15 protein-coding genes and 1 tRNA gene are annotated in these 15,810 nt (G+C 66.9%); 11 read left to right on the forward strand and 5 right to left on the reverse strand.

Annotated features, from left to right (window positions below):
• Nucleotides 1-12: 12 nt before the first annotated feature.
• The 3 genes from ntrB to AC1DYK_RS07005 all read right to left on the reverse strand — a co-directional run bounded on the left by ntrB (nt 13) and on the right by AC1DYK_RS07005 (nt 3,780).
• Nucleotides 13-924, reverse strand: a complete 912-nt coding sequence (ntrB, locus tag AC1DYK_RS06995; protein WP_478165596.1) for a nitrate ABC transporter permease — start codon at nt 922-924, stop codon at nt 13-15.
• A 10-nt stretch (nt 925-934) separates the two neighbouring features.
• Nucleotides 935-2,179 carry a CmpA/NrtA family ABC transporter substrate-binding protein gene (locus AC1DYK_RS07000; protein WP_478165597.1) on the reverse strand — a complete coding sequence of 415 codons (1,245 nt, stop codon included), beginning with the start codon at nt 2,177-2,179 and terminating at the stop codon, nt 935-937.
• Nucleotides 2,180-2,502: 323 nt separating this feature from the next.
• On the reverse strand, nt 2,503-3,780 hold the full coding sequence (locus AC1DYK_RS07005) for a nitrate- and nitrite sensing domain-containing protein (RefSeq protein ID WP_478165598.1): 1,278 nt from the start codon (nt 3,778-3,780) through the stop codon (nt 2,503-2,505).
• A gap of 200 nt (nt 3,781-3,980) precedes the next feature.
• Between AC1DYK_RS07005 and tsaD the strand changes: the two genes are divergently transcribed.
• Nucleotides 3,981-5,030: a tRNA (adenosine(37)-N6)-threonylcarbamoyltransferase complex transferase subunit TsaD gene (tsaD, locus tag AC1DYK_RS07010; protein ID WP_478165599.1), complete on the forward strand. Its 1,050-nt coding sequence runs from the start codon at nt 3,981-3,983 to the stop codon at nt 5,028-5,030.
• Here tsaD and AC1DYK_RS07015 read toward each other — a convergent pair.
• Both AC1DYK_RS07015 and AC1DYK_RS07020 read right to left on the reverse strand, forming a co-directional pair.
• Nucleotides 4,978-5,769 (reverse strand): alpha/beta hydrolase, encoded by a 792-nt coding sequence (locus tag AC1DYK_RS07015; RefSeq protein ID WP_478165600.1) that lies wholly within the window; start codon nt 5,767-5,769, stop codon nt 4,978-4,980. The two genes, tsaD and AC1DYK_RS07015, sit on opposite strands and share 53 nt — an antisense overlap.
• Nucleotides 5,770-6,210: 441 nt before the next feature.
• A complete protein-coding gene (locus AC1DYK_RS07020) occupies nt 6,211-6,582 on the reverse strand; it encodes an Hsp20/alpha crystallin family protein (RefSeq protein ID WP_478165601.1) in 372 nt (123 codons plus the stop codon).
• A gap of 126 nt (nt 6,583-6,708) precedes the next feature.
• Here AC1DYK_RS07020 and AC1DYK_RS07025 point away from each other — a divergent pair, with 126 nt between their 5' ends.
• From AC1DYK_RS07025 to AC1DYK_RS07070, 10 genes are all read left to right on the forward strand, one after another.
• Complete coding sequence (locus tag AC1DYK_RS07025; protein ID WP_478165602.1) at nt 6,709-7,989, forward strand: branched-chain amino acid ABC transporter substrate-binding protein; 1,281 nt, start codon at nt 6,709-6,711, stop codon at nt 7,987-7,989.
• A 170-nt stretch (nt 7,990-8,159) separates the two neighbouring features.
• Nucleotides 8,160-9,317: a pyridoxal phosphate-dependent aminotransferase gene (locus AC1DYK_RS07030; protein ID WP_478165603.1), complete on the forward strand. Its 1,158-nt coding sequence runs from the start codon at nt 8,160-8,162 to the stop codon at nt 9,315-9,317.
• Nucleotides 9,318-9,568: 251 nt separating this feature from the next.
• Nucleotides 9,569-9,835: a 30S ribosomal protein S15 gene (gene rpsO, locus AC1DYK_RS07035; RefSeq protein WP_007837783.1), complete on the forward strand. Its 267-nt coding sequence runs from the start codon at nt 9,569-9,571 to the stop codon at nt 9,833-9,835.
• Between the two features lie 207 nt (nt 9,836-10,042).
• Nucleotides 10,043-12,370, forward strand: coding sequence for a polyribonucleotide nucleotidyltransferase (pnp, locus tag AC1DYK_RS07040; RefSeq protein WP_478165604.1), 2,328 nt, complete (start codon nt 10,043-10,045; stop codon nt 12,368-12,370).
• Between the two features lie 84 nt (nt 12,371-12,454).
• Nucleotides 12,455-13,453 carry an NAD(P)H-quinone oxidoreductase gene (locus tag AC1DYK_RS07045; RefSeq protein ID WP_478165605.1) on the forward strand — a complete coding sequence of 333 codons (999 nt, stop codon included), beginning with the start codon at nt 12,455-12,457 and terminating at the stop codon, nt 13,451-13,453.
• 11 nt (nt 13,454-13,464) lie between these two features.
• A complete protein-coding gene (gene tpiA, locus AC1DYK_RS07050) occupies nt 13,465-14,217 on the forward strand; it encodes a triose-phosphate isomerase (RefSeq protein ID WP_478165606.1) in 753 nt (250 codons plus the stop codon).
• Between the two features lie 40 nt (nt 14,218-14,257).
• The gene (gene secG / locus AC1DYK_RS07055; RefSeq protein WP_478165607.1) at nt 14,258-14,686 is read left to right on the forward strand and encodes a preprotein translocase subunit SecG; all 429 of its coding nucleotides are present in this window, start codon (nt 14,258-14,260) and stop codon (nt 14,684-14,686) included.
• 120 nt (nt 14,687-14,806) lie between these two features.
• A tRNA-Leu gene (locus AC1DYK_RS07060) sits at nt 14,807-14,891 on the forward strand.
• Nucleotides 14,892-14,949: 58 nt separating this feature from the next.
• The gene (locus AC1DYK_RS07065; RefSeq protein WP_478165608.1) at nt 14,950-15,309 is read left to right on the forward strand and encodes an NADH-quinone oxidoreductase subunit A; all 360 of its coding nucleotides are present in this window, start codon (nt 14,950-14,952) and stop codon (nt 15,307-15,309) included.
• 15 nt (nt 15,310-15,324) lie between these two features.
• Entirely contained in the window at nt 15,325-15,804 is a 480-nt protein-coding gene (locus AC1DYK_RS07070; RefSeq protein ID WP_021008163.1) for a NuoB/complex I 20 kDa subunit family protein, read from the forward strand.
• Nucleotides 15,805-15,810 lie beyond the last annotated feature (6 nt).

Consider the following 15,810-nt stretch of genomic DNA (forward strand, 5'->3'; position numbering starts at 1 on the left):
CGGCCGTGCGACTCATGACTTGACTTCCTCGAACGTGAACGCGGTGGCGATCCTGATGAGCGCGAACTCGAGCACCAGGCCGACGATGCCGATGACGAAGATCGCGATGATGATGTTGGCGACGTTGAGGTTGTTCCACTCGTCCCAGACCCAGAAGCCGATGCCGACGCCGCCGGTCAGCATCTCGGCCGCGACGATCACCAGCCAGGCGGTGCCGACCGCCAGACGCACGCCGGTCAGCATGTAGGGCAGCACGGCGGGGAACAGGATCTTGGTGAAGATCTTCCACTCGCTGAGGTTCAGTACCCGAGCGACGTTCATGTAGTCGCTGGGCACGCGCTGCACGCCGACCGCGGTGTTGATGATCATCGGCCAGATCGAGCAGATGAAGATGGTCCAGATGGCGGCCGGATTGGCGCCCTTGAACACCAGCAGGCCGATCGGCAGCCAGGCCAGCGGGGACACCGGCCGCAGCAGGCTGATCAGCGGATTGAACATGCGCGAGAGGAACTCGAAGCGTCCGATCGCGAAGCCGGCCGGTATGCCGACCGCGGCCGCCAGCCCGAAGCCCAGCGCCACGCGCTGCAGCGACGAGAGCACGTTCCAGCCCACGCCCTGGTCGTTCGGCCCCTTGCTGTAGAACGGATCGCTGAAGACCGTGAGCGCCTGCTGCCAGGTCGCGAGCGGCGACGGAAAACCGGTGGTGCTCCTGAGCGCCACCAGTTCCCAGACGAGGACCAGCAGCGCGAAGCCCAGCAGCGGCGGCAGCACGCGCAGCCAGACGGCGCGGAAGTCGCGAGGCACGCGGGGCGTGGGCTCGACCGCGGCTGGCGATGGCGACGCCGCCGGCCTGGCGACGCTCTTCGCTGCCGGCGGCATCACCGGCTTGACATCGAGCGGGGAGTGGAAGACGGCACTGACCATGGCGGGCTCCTCAGGCGTGGACCTTGAACGAATCGGCATACTGCTTCGGGTTCTTGCCGTCCCAGACGACGCCGTCGAACAGCTTGCTGCTGCGCATCGTCTCCTTCGGCACCGCGGTCTTGGTGGCGGCGGCGGCCTGCTTGTAGATGTCGATCTGGTTGATCTGCGTTGCCACCTGCAGGTAGTCCGGGTGCTCCTTCAGCAGGCCCCAGCGCTTGTGCTGCGTCAGGAACCACATGCCGTCCGACAGGTACGGGTAGCTGACCGCGCCGTCGTTGTAGAACTTCATGTAGTTCGGGTCGTCCCAGCTCTTGCCGAGGCCGTTGGTGTAGCGCCCCAGGATGCGCTGGTTGATCGCGTCCACGCTGGTGTTGACGTAGCTCTTGTCGGCGATGGTCTCGGCCATCTTGTTCTTGTTCTGCAGGCCGGCGTCGATCCACTTGCCGGCCTCGAGGATCGCGGCGGTCACGGCGCGCGCCGTGTTCGGATACTTCTTCACGAACTCGCCGGTGGTGCCGAGCACCTTCTCCGGATGGTCCTTCCAGATGTCCTGGGTGGTGATGGCCGTGATGCCGATGCCGTCCATGATCGCGCGCTGCCCCCATGGCTCGCCCACGCAGTAGCCGTCCATGTTGCCGACCCGCATGTTGGCCACCATCTGCGGCGGCGGCACGGTGATGACCTTGGCGTCCTTCAGCGGGTTGATGCCGTTGGCGGCCATCCAGTAGTAGAGCCACATCGCGTGGGTGCCGGTGGGGAAGGTCTGGGCGAAGGTGTATTCGGCCTTCTCCTTGGCCATGACCTTGGCCAGCGAGGCACCGTCGACCGCGCCCTTGTCGGCCAGCTTCTTCGACAGCGTGATCGCCTGGCCGTTGTTGTTGAGCGTCATCAGGACGGCCATGTCCTTCTTCGGGCCGCCGATGCCCAGGTGCACGCCGTAGACCAGGCCGTAGAGCACGTGGGCGAAGTCGAGTTCGCCGTTGACCAGCTTGTCGCGCACGCCGGCCCAGCTGGCTTCCTTGCTCGGCACGATCTTCACGCCGTACTTCTTGTCGATGCCGAGCACCGAGGCCATCACGACGCTGGCGCAGTCGGTCAGCGGGATGAAGCCGATCCTGACTTCCTCCTTCTCGGGCTTGTCCGAGCCCTGGGCCCAGACGGCGGCGCGCAGCGCGGGATCGAGCCCGACCACGCCCGCGGCGGCGGCCTGCAGCACACGGCGGCGACTCAGTTTGGGTTTCAGCGCATCGGTCATGGGGCGAACTCCGGAAATGAAAAAGTCGATTCGGAAAAACGAAAAGGCGTCCTCGCCGCGCACGGGCCGCTCGAAGTCGAGCCCCTGCGGGGTAAGGACGCCTTTGTCCGGTTCGGTGGGCCGCACCCGCCGTTGGATGCCACCTGCCTGAAGACCTTCGTCGGTCTATGCCTTGAGTGATAGCAAGCAGCGTGCCAGTACCGTGGTGCTATGAAAAAGAGAGCGTCAATGGTCCATCAGGGCTTGCCAGCCGCCGGGTCTGGAGCGGAACCGGTGCGCCGCGCATCGCTTGTGCAGTGCACCATTCCGGGCCCGCGACGCACTCAGGAAGCCCTGTCGTCGGGCAGGTACTCGGCCATCGCGAGCACCGATTCGGCGACCTCGACCAGCCGGCGGCCCTGGTTCATCGCGGTCCGGCGCAGCATCTTGTGCGCTTCCTCCTCGCTGATGCGCCGGTGCGCCATCAGGAGCCCCTTGGCGCGCTCGACCAGCTTGCGCTCGTTGAGGGCGGCGCGCACGGTCTCGAGCTCGTCGCCCATGGCCTGCAGCCGGCGCGACTGCTCCTGCACCATGTCGAGGATGGAGCGTTCGAGTTGCTTGCCGTAAGGCGCACTGGCGGCCGGCGTGGCCGTGGCAGCCGGCGTCGCCACCGCATCGAGGAAGAAGTCCGCCGCGACGATGCCGGGGCCCTGCAGGCTGGCCAGCAGCGCCTCGTGCGCCTGCAGCTCGGCGCGGGCCTGCGCCGTCTTCTGTTCGCAGAGCTGCCGCAAATCGGCGGCCAACCGCTCCTCGACCGCCTGCATGGCGTCGATGCGGCGCGTGCAGCAGTCGAACCAGACCTGGCTCAGCTCGGTGTCGAGCCACACGCCTGCCGGCGCGGCGCAGGCGATGCGGCGCAGGCGCTCCTGTTCGGCGACTTGCGCCGGCGCCCGGACCGAGGCCCAGAGCTCGCCCAGGCCGGGTGCCGAGAACTCGGCAAAGCGCTGGAAGCAATGTTCCTGCGAGGCGATCAGGTGCAGCCATTGCTGCTGGCGCGCGCTGTCGTTGTAGCCCGAGGCGAAGGCCGCGGCGCCGCAGGCGCGCTCCTGGCCCGCGAACTCCTTGCCCTGCATGAAATTGAACAGCGCCACCAGCCGGCGCGAGATCTCGGGGTCGGTGGCGCCGTCGGCGGCCTCGAAGACCACTGCGATGAGACCGGCGACCAGCTTGACGAAGGCCGCGGTCGAACGGCCGGCATCGAGCTCCATCGCGCCGATGCGCTGCCGCAGCGCGGGCAGGGCGTCCAGCCCGGGCAGCACCCAGGCGATGCGGCTGAAGAGGCGCGCGCCGTTGCCGACCCGACCGCCTTCGGCATCGAGCTGGTCGAAGGCCAGGCGCACGGCTTCCTCGTGCCGCAGGCAGTCGGCCATCTGCTCCTGGCGTTGCGAGGCGAAGCGCCGGCCGCCCGATGCCAGAAAGACATTGGAGATGCCGCGCTCCCGCTGCAGCGCATGGACCAGCCGGGCGATCGTCGCCACCAGCTCGCTGGTGCGCGCGAGCTGCTCCAGCGCGTCGATCTCGCAACGCAGGGCGCCGACCAGGAAGCTCAAAGCGGATTTCATCGTGACTCTTCGAGTTTGCTCTCTGTGTTGCCTGACGACCCAGGCCGGATTTTTCGTGGAACACCGCGGAACCGGCTTCGCCGGGCCGCTGGTGTTGCCCCCGGCCGGGGGTGGGCGGCTACACGCAGTGAGCCAACCTGGGGGCGAGCTCATTGAGCAACATCCGTGCCCTCGGGGCGGACGCCACCTACACTCGCTGGATGCATGTACTGGGAATCGAATCCTCCTGCGACGAGACCGGCGTGGCGCTGGTCGAGGCCGGCGCCAGCGGGCTGCCTCGGCTGGCCGCGCACGCGCTGCACAGCCAGATCGCGATGCACCAGGCCTATGGCGGCGTGGTGCCCGAGCTTGCGAGCCGGGATCACATCCGCCGCGTCCTGCCGCTCACGCAGGCGGTGTTCGACGAGTCTGGCCGGCGGCTGGCCGATGTCGACGTGGTCGCCTACACGCGGGGGCCGGGGCTGGCGGGCGCCTTGCTGGTCGGCGCCGGCGTGGCGTGCGCGCTGGGCGCCGCGCTCGGCAAGCCGGTGCTCGGCGTGCATCACCTCGAGGGCCACTTGCTGTCGCCCTTCCTGAGCGCCGACCCGCCCGAGTTTCCCTTTGTCGCGCTGCTGGTGTCAGGCGGACACACCCAGCTGATGCGGGTCGACGGGGTGGGGCGCTACGCGCTGCTCGGCGAGACCATCGACGACGCCGCCGGCGAAGCCTTCGACAAGAGCGCCAAGCTGATGGGGCTGCCCTATCCCGGCGGCCCGTGGCTCGCGAAGCTGGCGGAGCAGGGCGACCCTGAGGCCTTCAAGCTGCCGCGTCCGCTGCTGCACAGCGGCAACCTCGATTTCTCCTTTGCCGGACTCAAGACCGCGGTGCTGACACAGGCCAAGAAGCTCGGCGACCAGCTCGAAGCCCGCAAGCCCGATCTCGCCGCCTCGACGCAGGCCGCGATCGTCGACGTGCTGCTGAAGAAATCGCTGGCCGCGCTCGAACAGACCGGCCTCGACCGCTTCGTGGTCGCGGGCGGCGTCGGCGCCAACCGGATGCTGCGCCAGCAGCTCGACGCGGCCTGCGCGAAGCGCGGCGTGCGCGTGCACTACCCCGAACTGCACCTGTGCACCGACAACGGCGCCATGATTGCGATGGCCGCGGCGATGCGGCTTCAGGCCGGCGTGCAGGCGCCGACCGGGCACTATGCCTTCGACGTCAAGCCGCGATGGCCATTGGCCTCGCTGAGCGGGCCACAGCAGGGCGCGTGATGCGCCGCCCCCACGCGGCCTCGCTTCGCGTGCGCCTAGCGTCGGTCTGAGAGCCTTCCCGGGTGGCCAGGGTCGGCAGCGGCAGCACGTCGAGCACCTTGCGCCAGAGCTGCGACCACTGCGGCCAGTCGTGGCCGCCTTCGGTGGTGAACACGCGGCCGGCCGGCAGCGCATCGGCCAGCAGATGGTGATTGGACGCAAAGCGGTCGCTGAGTCCGAAGCCCAGATACAGCGGCGGCAGGTGCTTGGCCTGCCGCGGCGACGCGTACTGCTGGAGCCAGGGCCACAGCTTGCGGTCGACCTCCTCGTCCGGCGGCGGCCCTTCGGGCGCCTTCCAGGCGCGCAGGCCGCCGGCCTTGTGGATCTCGGCGCCGATGGGCCGGCGCCCCAGGTAGGGCGCCAGGACGACGATGCCGTCGACCGTGCCCGGTGTCGCCAGCTCGTGGATCAGGGCCCCGAAGCCGCCGATCGAAATGCCCACCAGCCAGATCGACGCATAGCCCAGTGCGCGCTGGGGCCGGATCACGTCGTTCTGCAGCCGCTCGATGAAGGTCTGGTCGTAGTAATAAGAGACGTCGGCATCGACCAGCAGGGCATCGGCCGCGAGTTTGCGTTCCCTGACGGCGTCGATGAATCCTTCGCGCTCGAATTCCTCCGGTTTCAGGAAAGCCCCGGGAAGAAACACCAGCAGCGTGTCGGACCGGGCATGGCTCTGTGCAAACTTCAAGTGCGTTTTCATGGGCGCTTCGATCGGGCGCCCGCTGCCGGCTGCCGCTGCAGTTCGACGAATTCAGGCGCGATTTAAGAAGAAAGCATTGAAAAAGTCGTCACAGAACGTGACGAATTTCGCACTTATTGTGAGTCAGAAACAAGTCGGACAGGTAGCAAAAAAGTTACTCGATGAACTTTTTTTGCTCGCCCCCCAGGTCGGTCTCACTTCGTGTAGCCCTCCCACCCCCTACCGGGGGCAACACCAGCGGCCCGGCAAAGCCGGTTCCGCGGTGTTTCACCAAAGGGCCTGGCTGCGCCGGCCAAATCAATCGCGCTGTGGTTTTTCTACGGCTGCGCGCAGCGCGCCTGTTCGTGGGCAGTCGCGGAACCGGCTTCGCCGGGCCGCTGACTGCGCCCCCGGTAGGGGGTGGGAGGGCTACACGCAGTGAGCCCGATCTGGGGGCGAGCTTTAGTTGATTTGCAGTTGCGCGACGTTGCTGACCGGAACCAGCTTGCCCAGCTTGAGGCTCAGGACCCCGTTCTCGAGCTTCGCCTCGCTGGCGGCGACGTCGATGTCCTGCGGCAGCTCGTAGGCGGCTTTGAGCTGGCGCTTGGCTTCGGCCTTGCTCTCGATGCGGACCACGGCGCCTTCGATGCCGATCGTGAGATCGTCACGCGACAGGCCGGGCACGTCGAGCGTGAGGGTCCAGGTCTTGTCGTCCTGTTCGACGTTGAGCGAGCGTTGCGCGCCGGAGAAAGCCTCGTTGACGAAGCGCTCCAGGCTGCGATCGTGCGAGCGCGGAACGAAGCGGGCGGTGCGGACGGCGGGTGCAAAGAACATGATGAGGACTCCTGAGTGATGACCATCGGGACAAGAATGTGTGTCCCTTACACTGCGCGGCCGTTCAACAGAAGTCGCGTGCCGCATGCCATCCCATCTAGGCACTGCAAAAGGCGTTTCAAGACAATGATCTCCAGCTTTATTTGGCGCCGCAGGGCCTTGAAATTCGCGGCTCTGGCGCTATGCGCCTCGGCGCTGCCGCCGGTGCACGCGCAGGCCGCGCCGCCGATCCGGCTGGCCCTGATCGAGAGCATGAGCGGCCCCTTCGCCAACACCGGCGAGGCCGTGTTCCGCAACCTGCTGTGGGCGGTGGAGCGGGTCAACGCGCGCGGCGGCGTCAAGCTGCCGGGCGGCAACCGCTTCCTGCAGCTCGACCGCTACGACAGCAAGGGACAGAACGAGGAGGCCCTCTCCGCGTTGCGCGCCGCAATGGACGACGGCGCGCGCATCGTGCTGCAGGGCAATTCGTCGGCCACGGCGGCGGCGCTGATCGATGCGATCGACAAGAACAACGAGCGCGACCCGGCCCGGCGCGTGCTGTTTCTCAACTACTCGGCGGTCGACCCGGTGCTGACCAACGAGCGCTGCAGCTTCTGGCACTTCCGCTTCGATGCCCACGCCGACATGCGCGTCACCGCACTGATGCAGGTGCTGCAGGACGACAAGTCGCTCAAGCGCGTCTACCTGATCGGTCAGGACTACAGCTTCGGCCAGTCGGTGCTGCGCGAGTCGCGGCGGCAGCTCGGCGCCGCGCGTCCCGACGTGCAGATCGTCGGCGACGAATTGCACCCGATGGGCCGCGTCAAGGATTTCGCGCCCTATGCGAACAAGATCATGGCCAGCGGTGCGCAGGGCGTCATCACCGGCAACTGGGGCAACGACCTGACCCTGCTCGTGAAGGCCGCGCGCGAAGCGGGGTTCACCGGCAGCTTCTACACCTTCTACGGCAATGCCCTGGGCGCGCCGGCGGCCATCGGCGACGCCGGCATCGGCCGCGTGGTCGCCGTGGCCGACTGGCTGCCGAACGTGCAGACGCCGCAGAGCGAAGCCTTCTACCGCGACTTCCGCACCCGCTTCCCCAAGGCCTCCGATGACTATGTCCACATGCGCATGCAGCTGCTGATTGAGGCGCTGGCGCAAGCTATCGAGCGGGCCGGCAGCGTCGACACGGTGGCCGTGGCGCGGGCCCTCGAGAAGGCCGACGTCACGCTGGCCGGCCAGCGCGGCCACATGCGCGCCGAGGACCACCAGTTCCAGCAGCAGCTCGTGGTCGGCGTCATGGACCGGCAGGGAGCGCCCGGCGTGAAGTTCGATGTCGAGGGCTCGGGCTACGGCTTCCGGGTCATCAAGACGATTCCCGCGAGTCGTGCCGAAATGCCTTCGAGCTGCAAGATGCAGCGCCCCTGAACTGTTGCTCGCCCCCAGGTTGGCTCACTGCGTGTAGCCGCCCACCCCCTACCGGGGGCAACACCAGCGGCCTGGCAGAGCCAGATCCGCGGTGTTTCACCAACGGGCCGGGCTGCGCCGGCCTTGGTAGTGCTGGCGGCCACTTAACTGAACTGCAAGGAAAGATGACCATGCGCAAAGCAATCCAGAATCTCGAAGCCTCCAAGATCCGGGAGGTGGCCAATGCCGGCCTCGGCCGCAGCGACGTGCTGGCCTTCTGGTTCGGCGAGAGCGACGAGGTAACGCCCGAGGTGATCCGACAGGCGGCCATCGACTCGCTGCAGCGCGGCGAGACCTTCTACGCCCACAACCTGGGCCTGCCCGAACTGCGCGAAGCCGTCGCCGCGTACATGAGCAGCCTGCATCCGAAGATCGAGGCTTCGCGCATCGCGATCACCTCGGGCGGGGTCAGCGCGCTGATGCTGGCGGTGCAGGCGCTGGTCGACGCCGGCGACGAAGTGGTGGCGATCACCCCGGTGTGGCCGAACCTCACGGCGCAGCCCGCGATCCTGGGCGCACACGTGCGCTGCGTGTCGCTGGTGCCGAGGGCAGGGCAGTGGACCCTCGACCTGGAGACGCTGCGCGCGGCGGTCACGCCGGCGACCAAGCTGCTGATTGTCAACGCGCCCAACAACCCGACCGGCTGGACGCTGACGCGCGCCGAGCAGCAGGCGATCCTCGACCACTGCCGCGCCACCGGCACCTGGATCCTGGCCGACGAGGTCTACGAGCGGCTCTACTACGAGCCGACGCCGAACGGCTGCGCGCCGAGCTTCCTCGACGTGGCGAAGGCCGACGACCGCCTGGTGGTCGCCCACAGCTTCAGCAAGAGCTTCCTGATGACCGGCTGGCGGCTGGGCTGGCTGGTGCTGCCTGCGGCCCTGATGGACGGCATGGGCAAGCTGATCGAGTTCAACACCTCGTGCGCCAGCGTGTTCACGCAGCGCGCCGGCATTGCCGCGCTGGCGCATGGCAAGGAGATCACGCCCAAGATCGTCGCCCACCTCAAGGCCTGCCGCGACACGCTGGTGCCCTTGCTGGCCGACATCCCGGGCGTCGAAGTCGCTTCGGCGAGTGGCGGCATGTATGCCTTCTTCAAGCTCGAGGGCTTCGGCGACTCCCTCGAAGTCGCCAAGCGCCTGGTGGTCGAGGCCGGCCTGGGCCTGGCCCCCGGCAACGCCTTCGCCCCCGAAGCCCAGGGCTGGCTGCGCTGGTGCTTCGCCTCCAAGGACCCCGGCCGCCTGGTCGAAGGCGTCGACCGCCTCAAGCGCTGGCTCGCCGCACAATAACAATCGGTAGCAATCGGTAGCAATCGGCCGGCGAAGCCCGGCCCCTCGGTGAAACACCGAGGAACCGGCTTTGCCGGGCCTCAGGTGTTGCCCCCGGTAGGGGGTGGGCGGGCTACACGCAGTGAGCCCAACCTGGGGGCGAGCTATAATTTACGAGCTTTGCATCGTGCAAGCGCACGGTGGGTGCAGTTCCAGTGCCCACCGCAAGTCAAACATCCCGAAGACCTCGGGCCGGAACAAAGGAAAACACAATGATCGCAGCCTCCATCAAGGCCGAAGTCGTCAAGGACAACGCCCGCGCCGCCAACGACACCGGCAGTCCTGAAGTGCAAGTCGCACTGCTGACCGCCCGCATCAACGAGCTCACGCCTCACTTCAAGACGCACGCCAAGGACCATCACGGTCGCCGCGGCCTGCTTCGCATGGTGAGCCGCCGCCGCAAGCTGCTGGACTACCTCAAGTCCAAGGACGCCGACCGCTACACCGCGCTGATCGCCAAGCTGGGCCTGCGCAAGTAAGTCGAATCGCATGCAAAAACGCCTGGGTTAGTCCGCTAGCTCAGGCGTTTTTTACTTCGGAGCCGCCAAAACAGAGCGAAGCTGTGTCATTCCAGAGAGGTTCTCCCCGAGCTTCCCTGGAATGGCATCGTGTTCTGAAAAGCGCTCCAGCCCCCGCGGGGCCTGTGGTCGTCACGGGTCGAGCCGCTATCAAAACAGGAGCACACCATGAGCCTCTTCAACAAAGTCACCAAGTCCTTCCAGTGGGGCGACAAGACCGTCGTCCTGACCACCGGCGAGATCGCTCGCCAGGCCGGCGGTGCCGTGACCGTGGACATCGACGGCACCGTGGTGCTGGCCACCGTGGTGGCCTCGAAGTCGGCCAAGCCCGGCCAGGACTTCTTCCCGCTGACCGTCGACTACATCGAGAAAACGTACGCCGCAGGCAAGATCCCCGGCAGCTTCTTCAAGCGCGAAGCCAAGCCCAGCGAGCATGAAACGCTCACCAGCCGCCTGATCGACCGCCCGATCCGTCCGCTGTTCCCCGAAGGCTTCCTGAACGAAGTGCACGTGGTCATCCACACGCTGTCGCTCAACCCCGAAGTCGACGCCGACATCGCCGCCATGATCGGCGTCAGCGCCGCGCTGTCGATCTCCGGCATCCCGTTCAGCGGCCCGATCGGCGCCGCCCGCGTGGGCTACATCAACGGCCAGTACGTGCTGAACCCGGGCCAGACCGCCCGCCGCGATTCGCAGATGGACCTGGTCGTCGCCGGCACCGAAGCTGCCGTGCTGATGGTCGAGTCCGAAGCCCTGCAACTGAGCGAAGAAATCATGCTCGGCGGCGTGGTGTTCGGCCACGAGCAAGCCAACATCGCGATCAACGCGATCCACGAACTCGTGCGTGACGCCGGCAAGCCGGTCTGGGACTGGCAGCCGCCGGTCGAAGACGAAGCCTTCGTCGCCAAGGTCAAGGGCCTGGCCGAAGAAAAGCTGCGCGCGGTCTACCAGATCCGCAGCAAGCAGGCCCGTACGCAAGCCCTGCGCGAAGCCAACGCCAGCGTGATGGCGTCGCTCAAGGAAAGCGGCGAACCCTTCGACGCCGGCAAGGTCAACGACCTGCTGTTCGCGATCGAATCGAAAATCGTCCGCAGCCAGATCCTGGCCGGCGAGCCCCGCATCGACGGCCGCGACACGCGCACCGTGCGCCCGATCGAGATCCGCAACGGCGTGCTGCCGCGCACCCACGGTTCGGCCCTGTTCACCCGCGGCGAAACGCAGGCACTGGTCATCACCACGCTCGGCACCGAGCGCGACGCGCAGCGCATCGACGCGCTGATGGGCGAGTACGAAGACCGCTTCCTGTTCCACTACAACATGCCTCCGTTCGCCACCGGCGAAGTCGGCCGCATGGGGTCGACCAAGCGCCGCGAAATCGGCCACGGCCGCCTGGCCAAGCGCGCGCTGGTCGCGGTGCTGCCGAACAAGGAAGAGTTCCCCTACACGATCCGCGTGGTGTCTGAAATCACCGAGTCGAACGGCTCCTCGTCGATGGCTTCGGTCTGCGGCGGCTGCCTCTCGATGATGGACGCCGGCGTGCCGATGAAGGCCCACGTGGCCGGCATCGCCATGGGCCTGATCAAGGAAGACAACCGCTTCGCGGTGCTGACCGACATCCTGGGCGACGAAGATCACCTGGGCGACATGGACTTCAAGGTGGCCGGCACGACCAACGGCATCACGGCGCTGCAGATGGACATCAAGATCCAGGGCATCACCAAGGAAATCATGCAGGTCGCACTGGCCCAGGCCAAGGAAGCGCGCATGCACATCCTCGGCAAGATGCAGGAAGCCATGGGCGAGGCCAAGGCCGAAGTCTCGAGCTTCGCGCCGCGCCTGACCACGCTGAAGATCAACCCCGAGAAGATCCGCGACGTGATCGGCAAGGGCGGCTCGGTCATCCGCGGCCTGCAGGAAGAAACCGGCACGACGATCAACATCGACGAAGACGGCACCATCACCATCGCGTCGACCGATCCGGAAAAGGCCGAGGCGGCCAAGAAGCGCATCGAGCAGATCACCGCGGAAGTGGAAATCGGCAAGGTCTACGAAGGCCCGGTCACCAAGATCCTCGACTTCGGCGCGCTGATCAACCTGCTGCCCGGCAAGGACGGCCTGCTGCACATCAGCCAGATCGCGCACGAGCGCGTCGAGAAGGTGACCGACTACCTGAGCGAAGGCCAGATCGTCAAGGTCAAGGTGCTCGAGACCGACGAGAAGGGCCGCGTCAAGCTGTCCATGAAGGCCCTGACCGAGCGTCCGGCCGGCATGGAATTCAGCGAGCGTGCGCCGCGTGAAGACCGTGGCGATCGCGGCGATCGTGGTGGTGAGCGCCGCGAGCGTTCGGACCGTGGCGATCGTGGCGATCGTCCGCCGCGCGCCGAGCGTGCGCCCCGCTTCGAGGGCAACGACCGCGGCGGCGAGCAGCAGCCCGAGCAGATGGCCGAGCAACTGCCGCTGCAGGAAAGCGGCCGCGGCGGCGATCATTCCGCTTGACGCGCCGCGATGGCGGCGACGCCATCGCGATTGCGGGCCGGTCGGCATGCGCCGCACGGCGCGCGCCGCATTCAGGAAGAGACCATGAAAGCCATTGAGATCACATCGTTCGGCGCCCCCGAGGTGCTGCGCGTGGCGGAACGTCCGGCGCCGGTCGCCGGCCCCGGCGAACTGCTGATCCGTGTTGCCGCGAGCGGCGTCAACCGGCCCGACGTGCTGCAGCGCACCGGCAACTATCCGGTGCCTCCGGGTGCCTCGGACCTGCCGGGCCTGGAAGTCGCGGGCGAGATCGTCGCGGGCGACGACAAGGCCCTGGCCGAGGCCGGCTTCAAGCTCGGCGACCACGTCTGCGCGCTGGTCGCCGGCGGCGGCTATGCCGAACTCTGCGTGGCGCCCGTCTTGCAATGCCTGCCGGTTCCGAAGGGCTGGAGCGACGTCGAAGCCGCCACCTTGCCTGAAACATTCTTTACGGTCTGGAGCAATGTGTTCGAGCGCGGCCGGCTTCAAAAGGGCGAGACCCTGCTGATCCAGGGCGGCTCGAGCGGCATCGGCGTGACCGCGATCCAGCTCGGCCGCGCGCTCGGTGCCACCGTCATCGTGACCGCGGGCAGCGACGACAAGTGCGAGGCCTGCCTGAAGCTCGGCGCCGACCATGCGATCAACTACAGAAACGCCGATTTCGCCGAGGAGGCCAAGCGCCTCACCGGCGGCAAGGGCGTCGACGTGATTCTCGACATGGTCGCCGGCGCCTACGTGGCGCGCGAGATCGACTGCCTGGCCGAGGACGGCCGGCTGGTGATCATCGCGGTGCAGGGCGGCGCCAAGGCCGAGATCAATGCCGGCCTGGTGCTGCGCCGGCGGCTCACGGTGACCGGCTCGACGCTGCGGCCGCGGCCGATCGCCTTCAAGGGCGCGATCGCCAAGGCGCTGCGCGAGAAGGTCTGGCCGCTGCTCGAAAGCGGCGCGGTCAAGCCGATCATCCACAGCCGCTTCGCCGCACTCGGGGAGCCCAGCGGCGCTGCGCAGGCGCACGTCCTGATGGAATCGAACCAGCACATCGGCAAGATCGTGCTGACCTGGTGAACTAGACAGACATGACGACCAAAAAGAAGCTGATCGCAGGCAACTGGAAGATGAACGGCAGCCTGCCTGCCAACGAGGCGCTGCTGAAGGCCCTGCTGGCCGGCGTGGGCGCCCCGGCGTGCGAGATCGCGGTCTGCGTGCCGGCGCCCTACCTGGCGCAGGTGCAGTCGCTGGTGACCGGCTCGCCGGTCGCGCTCGGCGCGCAGGATCTCTCGGCCCAGCCGCAGGGCGCCTTCACGGGCGAGCAATCGGCTGCGATGCTGAAGGAGTTCGGCGTGCGCTACGCCATCGTGGGGCACTCCGAGAGGCGCCAGTACCATGGCGAGACCGACGAGTTGGTCGCCGCCAAGACCGCCGCTGCGCTGGCCAACGGCATCACGCCGATCGTCTGCGTCGGCGAAACGCTGGCCGAGCGCGAGGCAGGGCACACCGAGGAGGTCGTCAAGCGCCAGCTGGCCGCGGTGATCCACGTCAACGGCCACTGCATCAGCGAGATCGTGGTCGCGTACGAGCCTGTCTGGGCCATCGGCACCGGCAAGACCGCGACCCCGGCGCAGGCGCAGGCCGTTCATGCGGTGCTGCGTGCCCAGTTGCACCACGCGGCGAGCGAACACGCCGCCGGCATCCGCATCCTCTACGGCGGCAGCATGAACGCGGCCAATGCGGCCGAATTGCTCGCCGAAGCCGACATCGACGGCGGCCTGATCGGCGGCGCCTCCCTCAAGGCCCCGGATTTCCTGCAGATCATTGCAGCGGCCCGCTGAAACGCGCGTGCCCGAAGAAAGAACTTAGGAGTTAGAACGAATGAACGTGGTCCTCAATATCCTGGTGGGCGTGCAGATGCTCACCGCACTCGCGATGATCGGGCTGATCCTGATCCAGCACGGCAAGGGCGCCGACATGGGCGCCGCCTTCGGCAGCGGCAGTGCCGGCAGCCTGTTCGGCGCCAGCGGCAGCGCGAACTTCCTGTCGCGCACCACTGCGGTGCTGGCGGCGGTGTTCTTCGCCTGCACCTTGTTGTTGGCCTATTTCGGCCACGCGCGGCCGGCCGGCGGCGGCAGCCTGCTGGAGCGCGCGGCGATCGGCGCACCGGCGGCCGTGCCGGCACCGGCGCCCGCGGCGTCGGATTCCGCGGCGCAGATCCCCAGCGGCAGCGCGCCGGCGGCTCCAGCCGCACCGGCTTCGGCGCCGGCTGCGCCTGCTGCAGGTGCGGGCCAGATCCCGTCCAAGTAAATCCAGTCGAGATCTCTTCAGCCGTCAGTGAAAACGGCTGTTTTTCAGGGTAAACTCTAAAGCTGTTCCGGAAAGCCAAAACCTTACAAGGTTCCTCATGCCATCCGGGCAGCAAAAACCGCGGTCGTGGTGAAATTGGTAGACACGCTATCTTGAGGGGGTAGTGGCGAAAGCTGTGCGAGTTCGAGTCTCGCCGACCGCACCAAATCTCACCGGCAGGAAAAGCACTTCCTGCCGGTGTCAAGCGGTGATTGAACCCCCTGATGAACCTCGATTCCTACCTCCCCGTCCTGCTGTTCATCCTGGTCGGTGTCGGTGTCGGCGTCGCTCCACAGGTTCTGGGTTACATCCTCGGCCCCAATCGGCCTGACGCAGCAAAGAATTCCCCCTACGAATGCGGCTTCGAAGCCTTCGAAGATGCGCGCATGAAGTTCGATGTCCGGTACTACCTGGTCGCGATCCTCTTCATTCTTTTCGATCTCGAAATCGCTTTTCTCTTTCCCTGGGCCATCGCGCTCAAGGAGATCGGTGCCGTCGGCTTCTGGGCCATGATGATCTTCCTGGCCGTCCTCGTCGTGGGCTTCGTCTACGAGTGGAAAAAGGGCGCGCTCGATTGGGAATGACAAGGAATTCGCAAAATGGCCATTGAAGGCGTCATGAAGGAAGGCTTCGTCACCACCACCTACGACTCGGTGGTGAACTGGGCCAAGACCGGATCACTGTGGCCCATGACCTTTGGTCTGGCCTGCTGTGCCGTGGAGATGATGCACGCGGGCGCCGCCCGCTACGACATCGACCGCTTCGGCATGCTGTTCCGCCCCAGCCCGCGCCAGTCCGATCTGATGATCGTGGCCGGCACGCTGTGCAACAAGATGGCGCCGGCGCTGCGCAAGGTCTACGACCAGATGCCCGAGCCGCGCTGGGTGCTCTCGATGGGGTCGTGCGCCAATGGCGGCGGTTACTACCACTACAGCTACTCGGTCGTGCGCGGCTGCGACCGCATCGTGCCGGTCGACGTCTATGTGCCGGGCTGCCCGCCGACCGCCGAGGCGCTTCTGTACGGAATCATCCAGCTTCAGCAGAAGATCCGCCGTACCAACACGATCGCGCGCGCCTGAAGAGCG

The sequence above is a fragment of the Variovorax sp. P2_H12 genome (genome assembly GCF_056403395.1).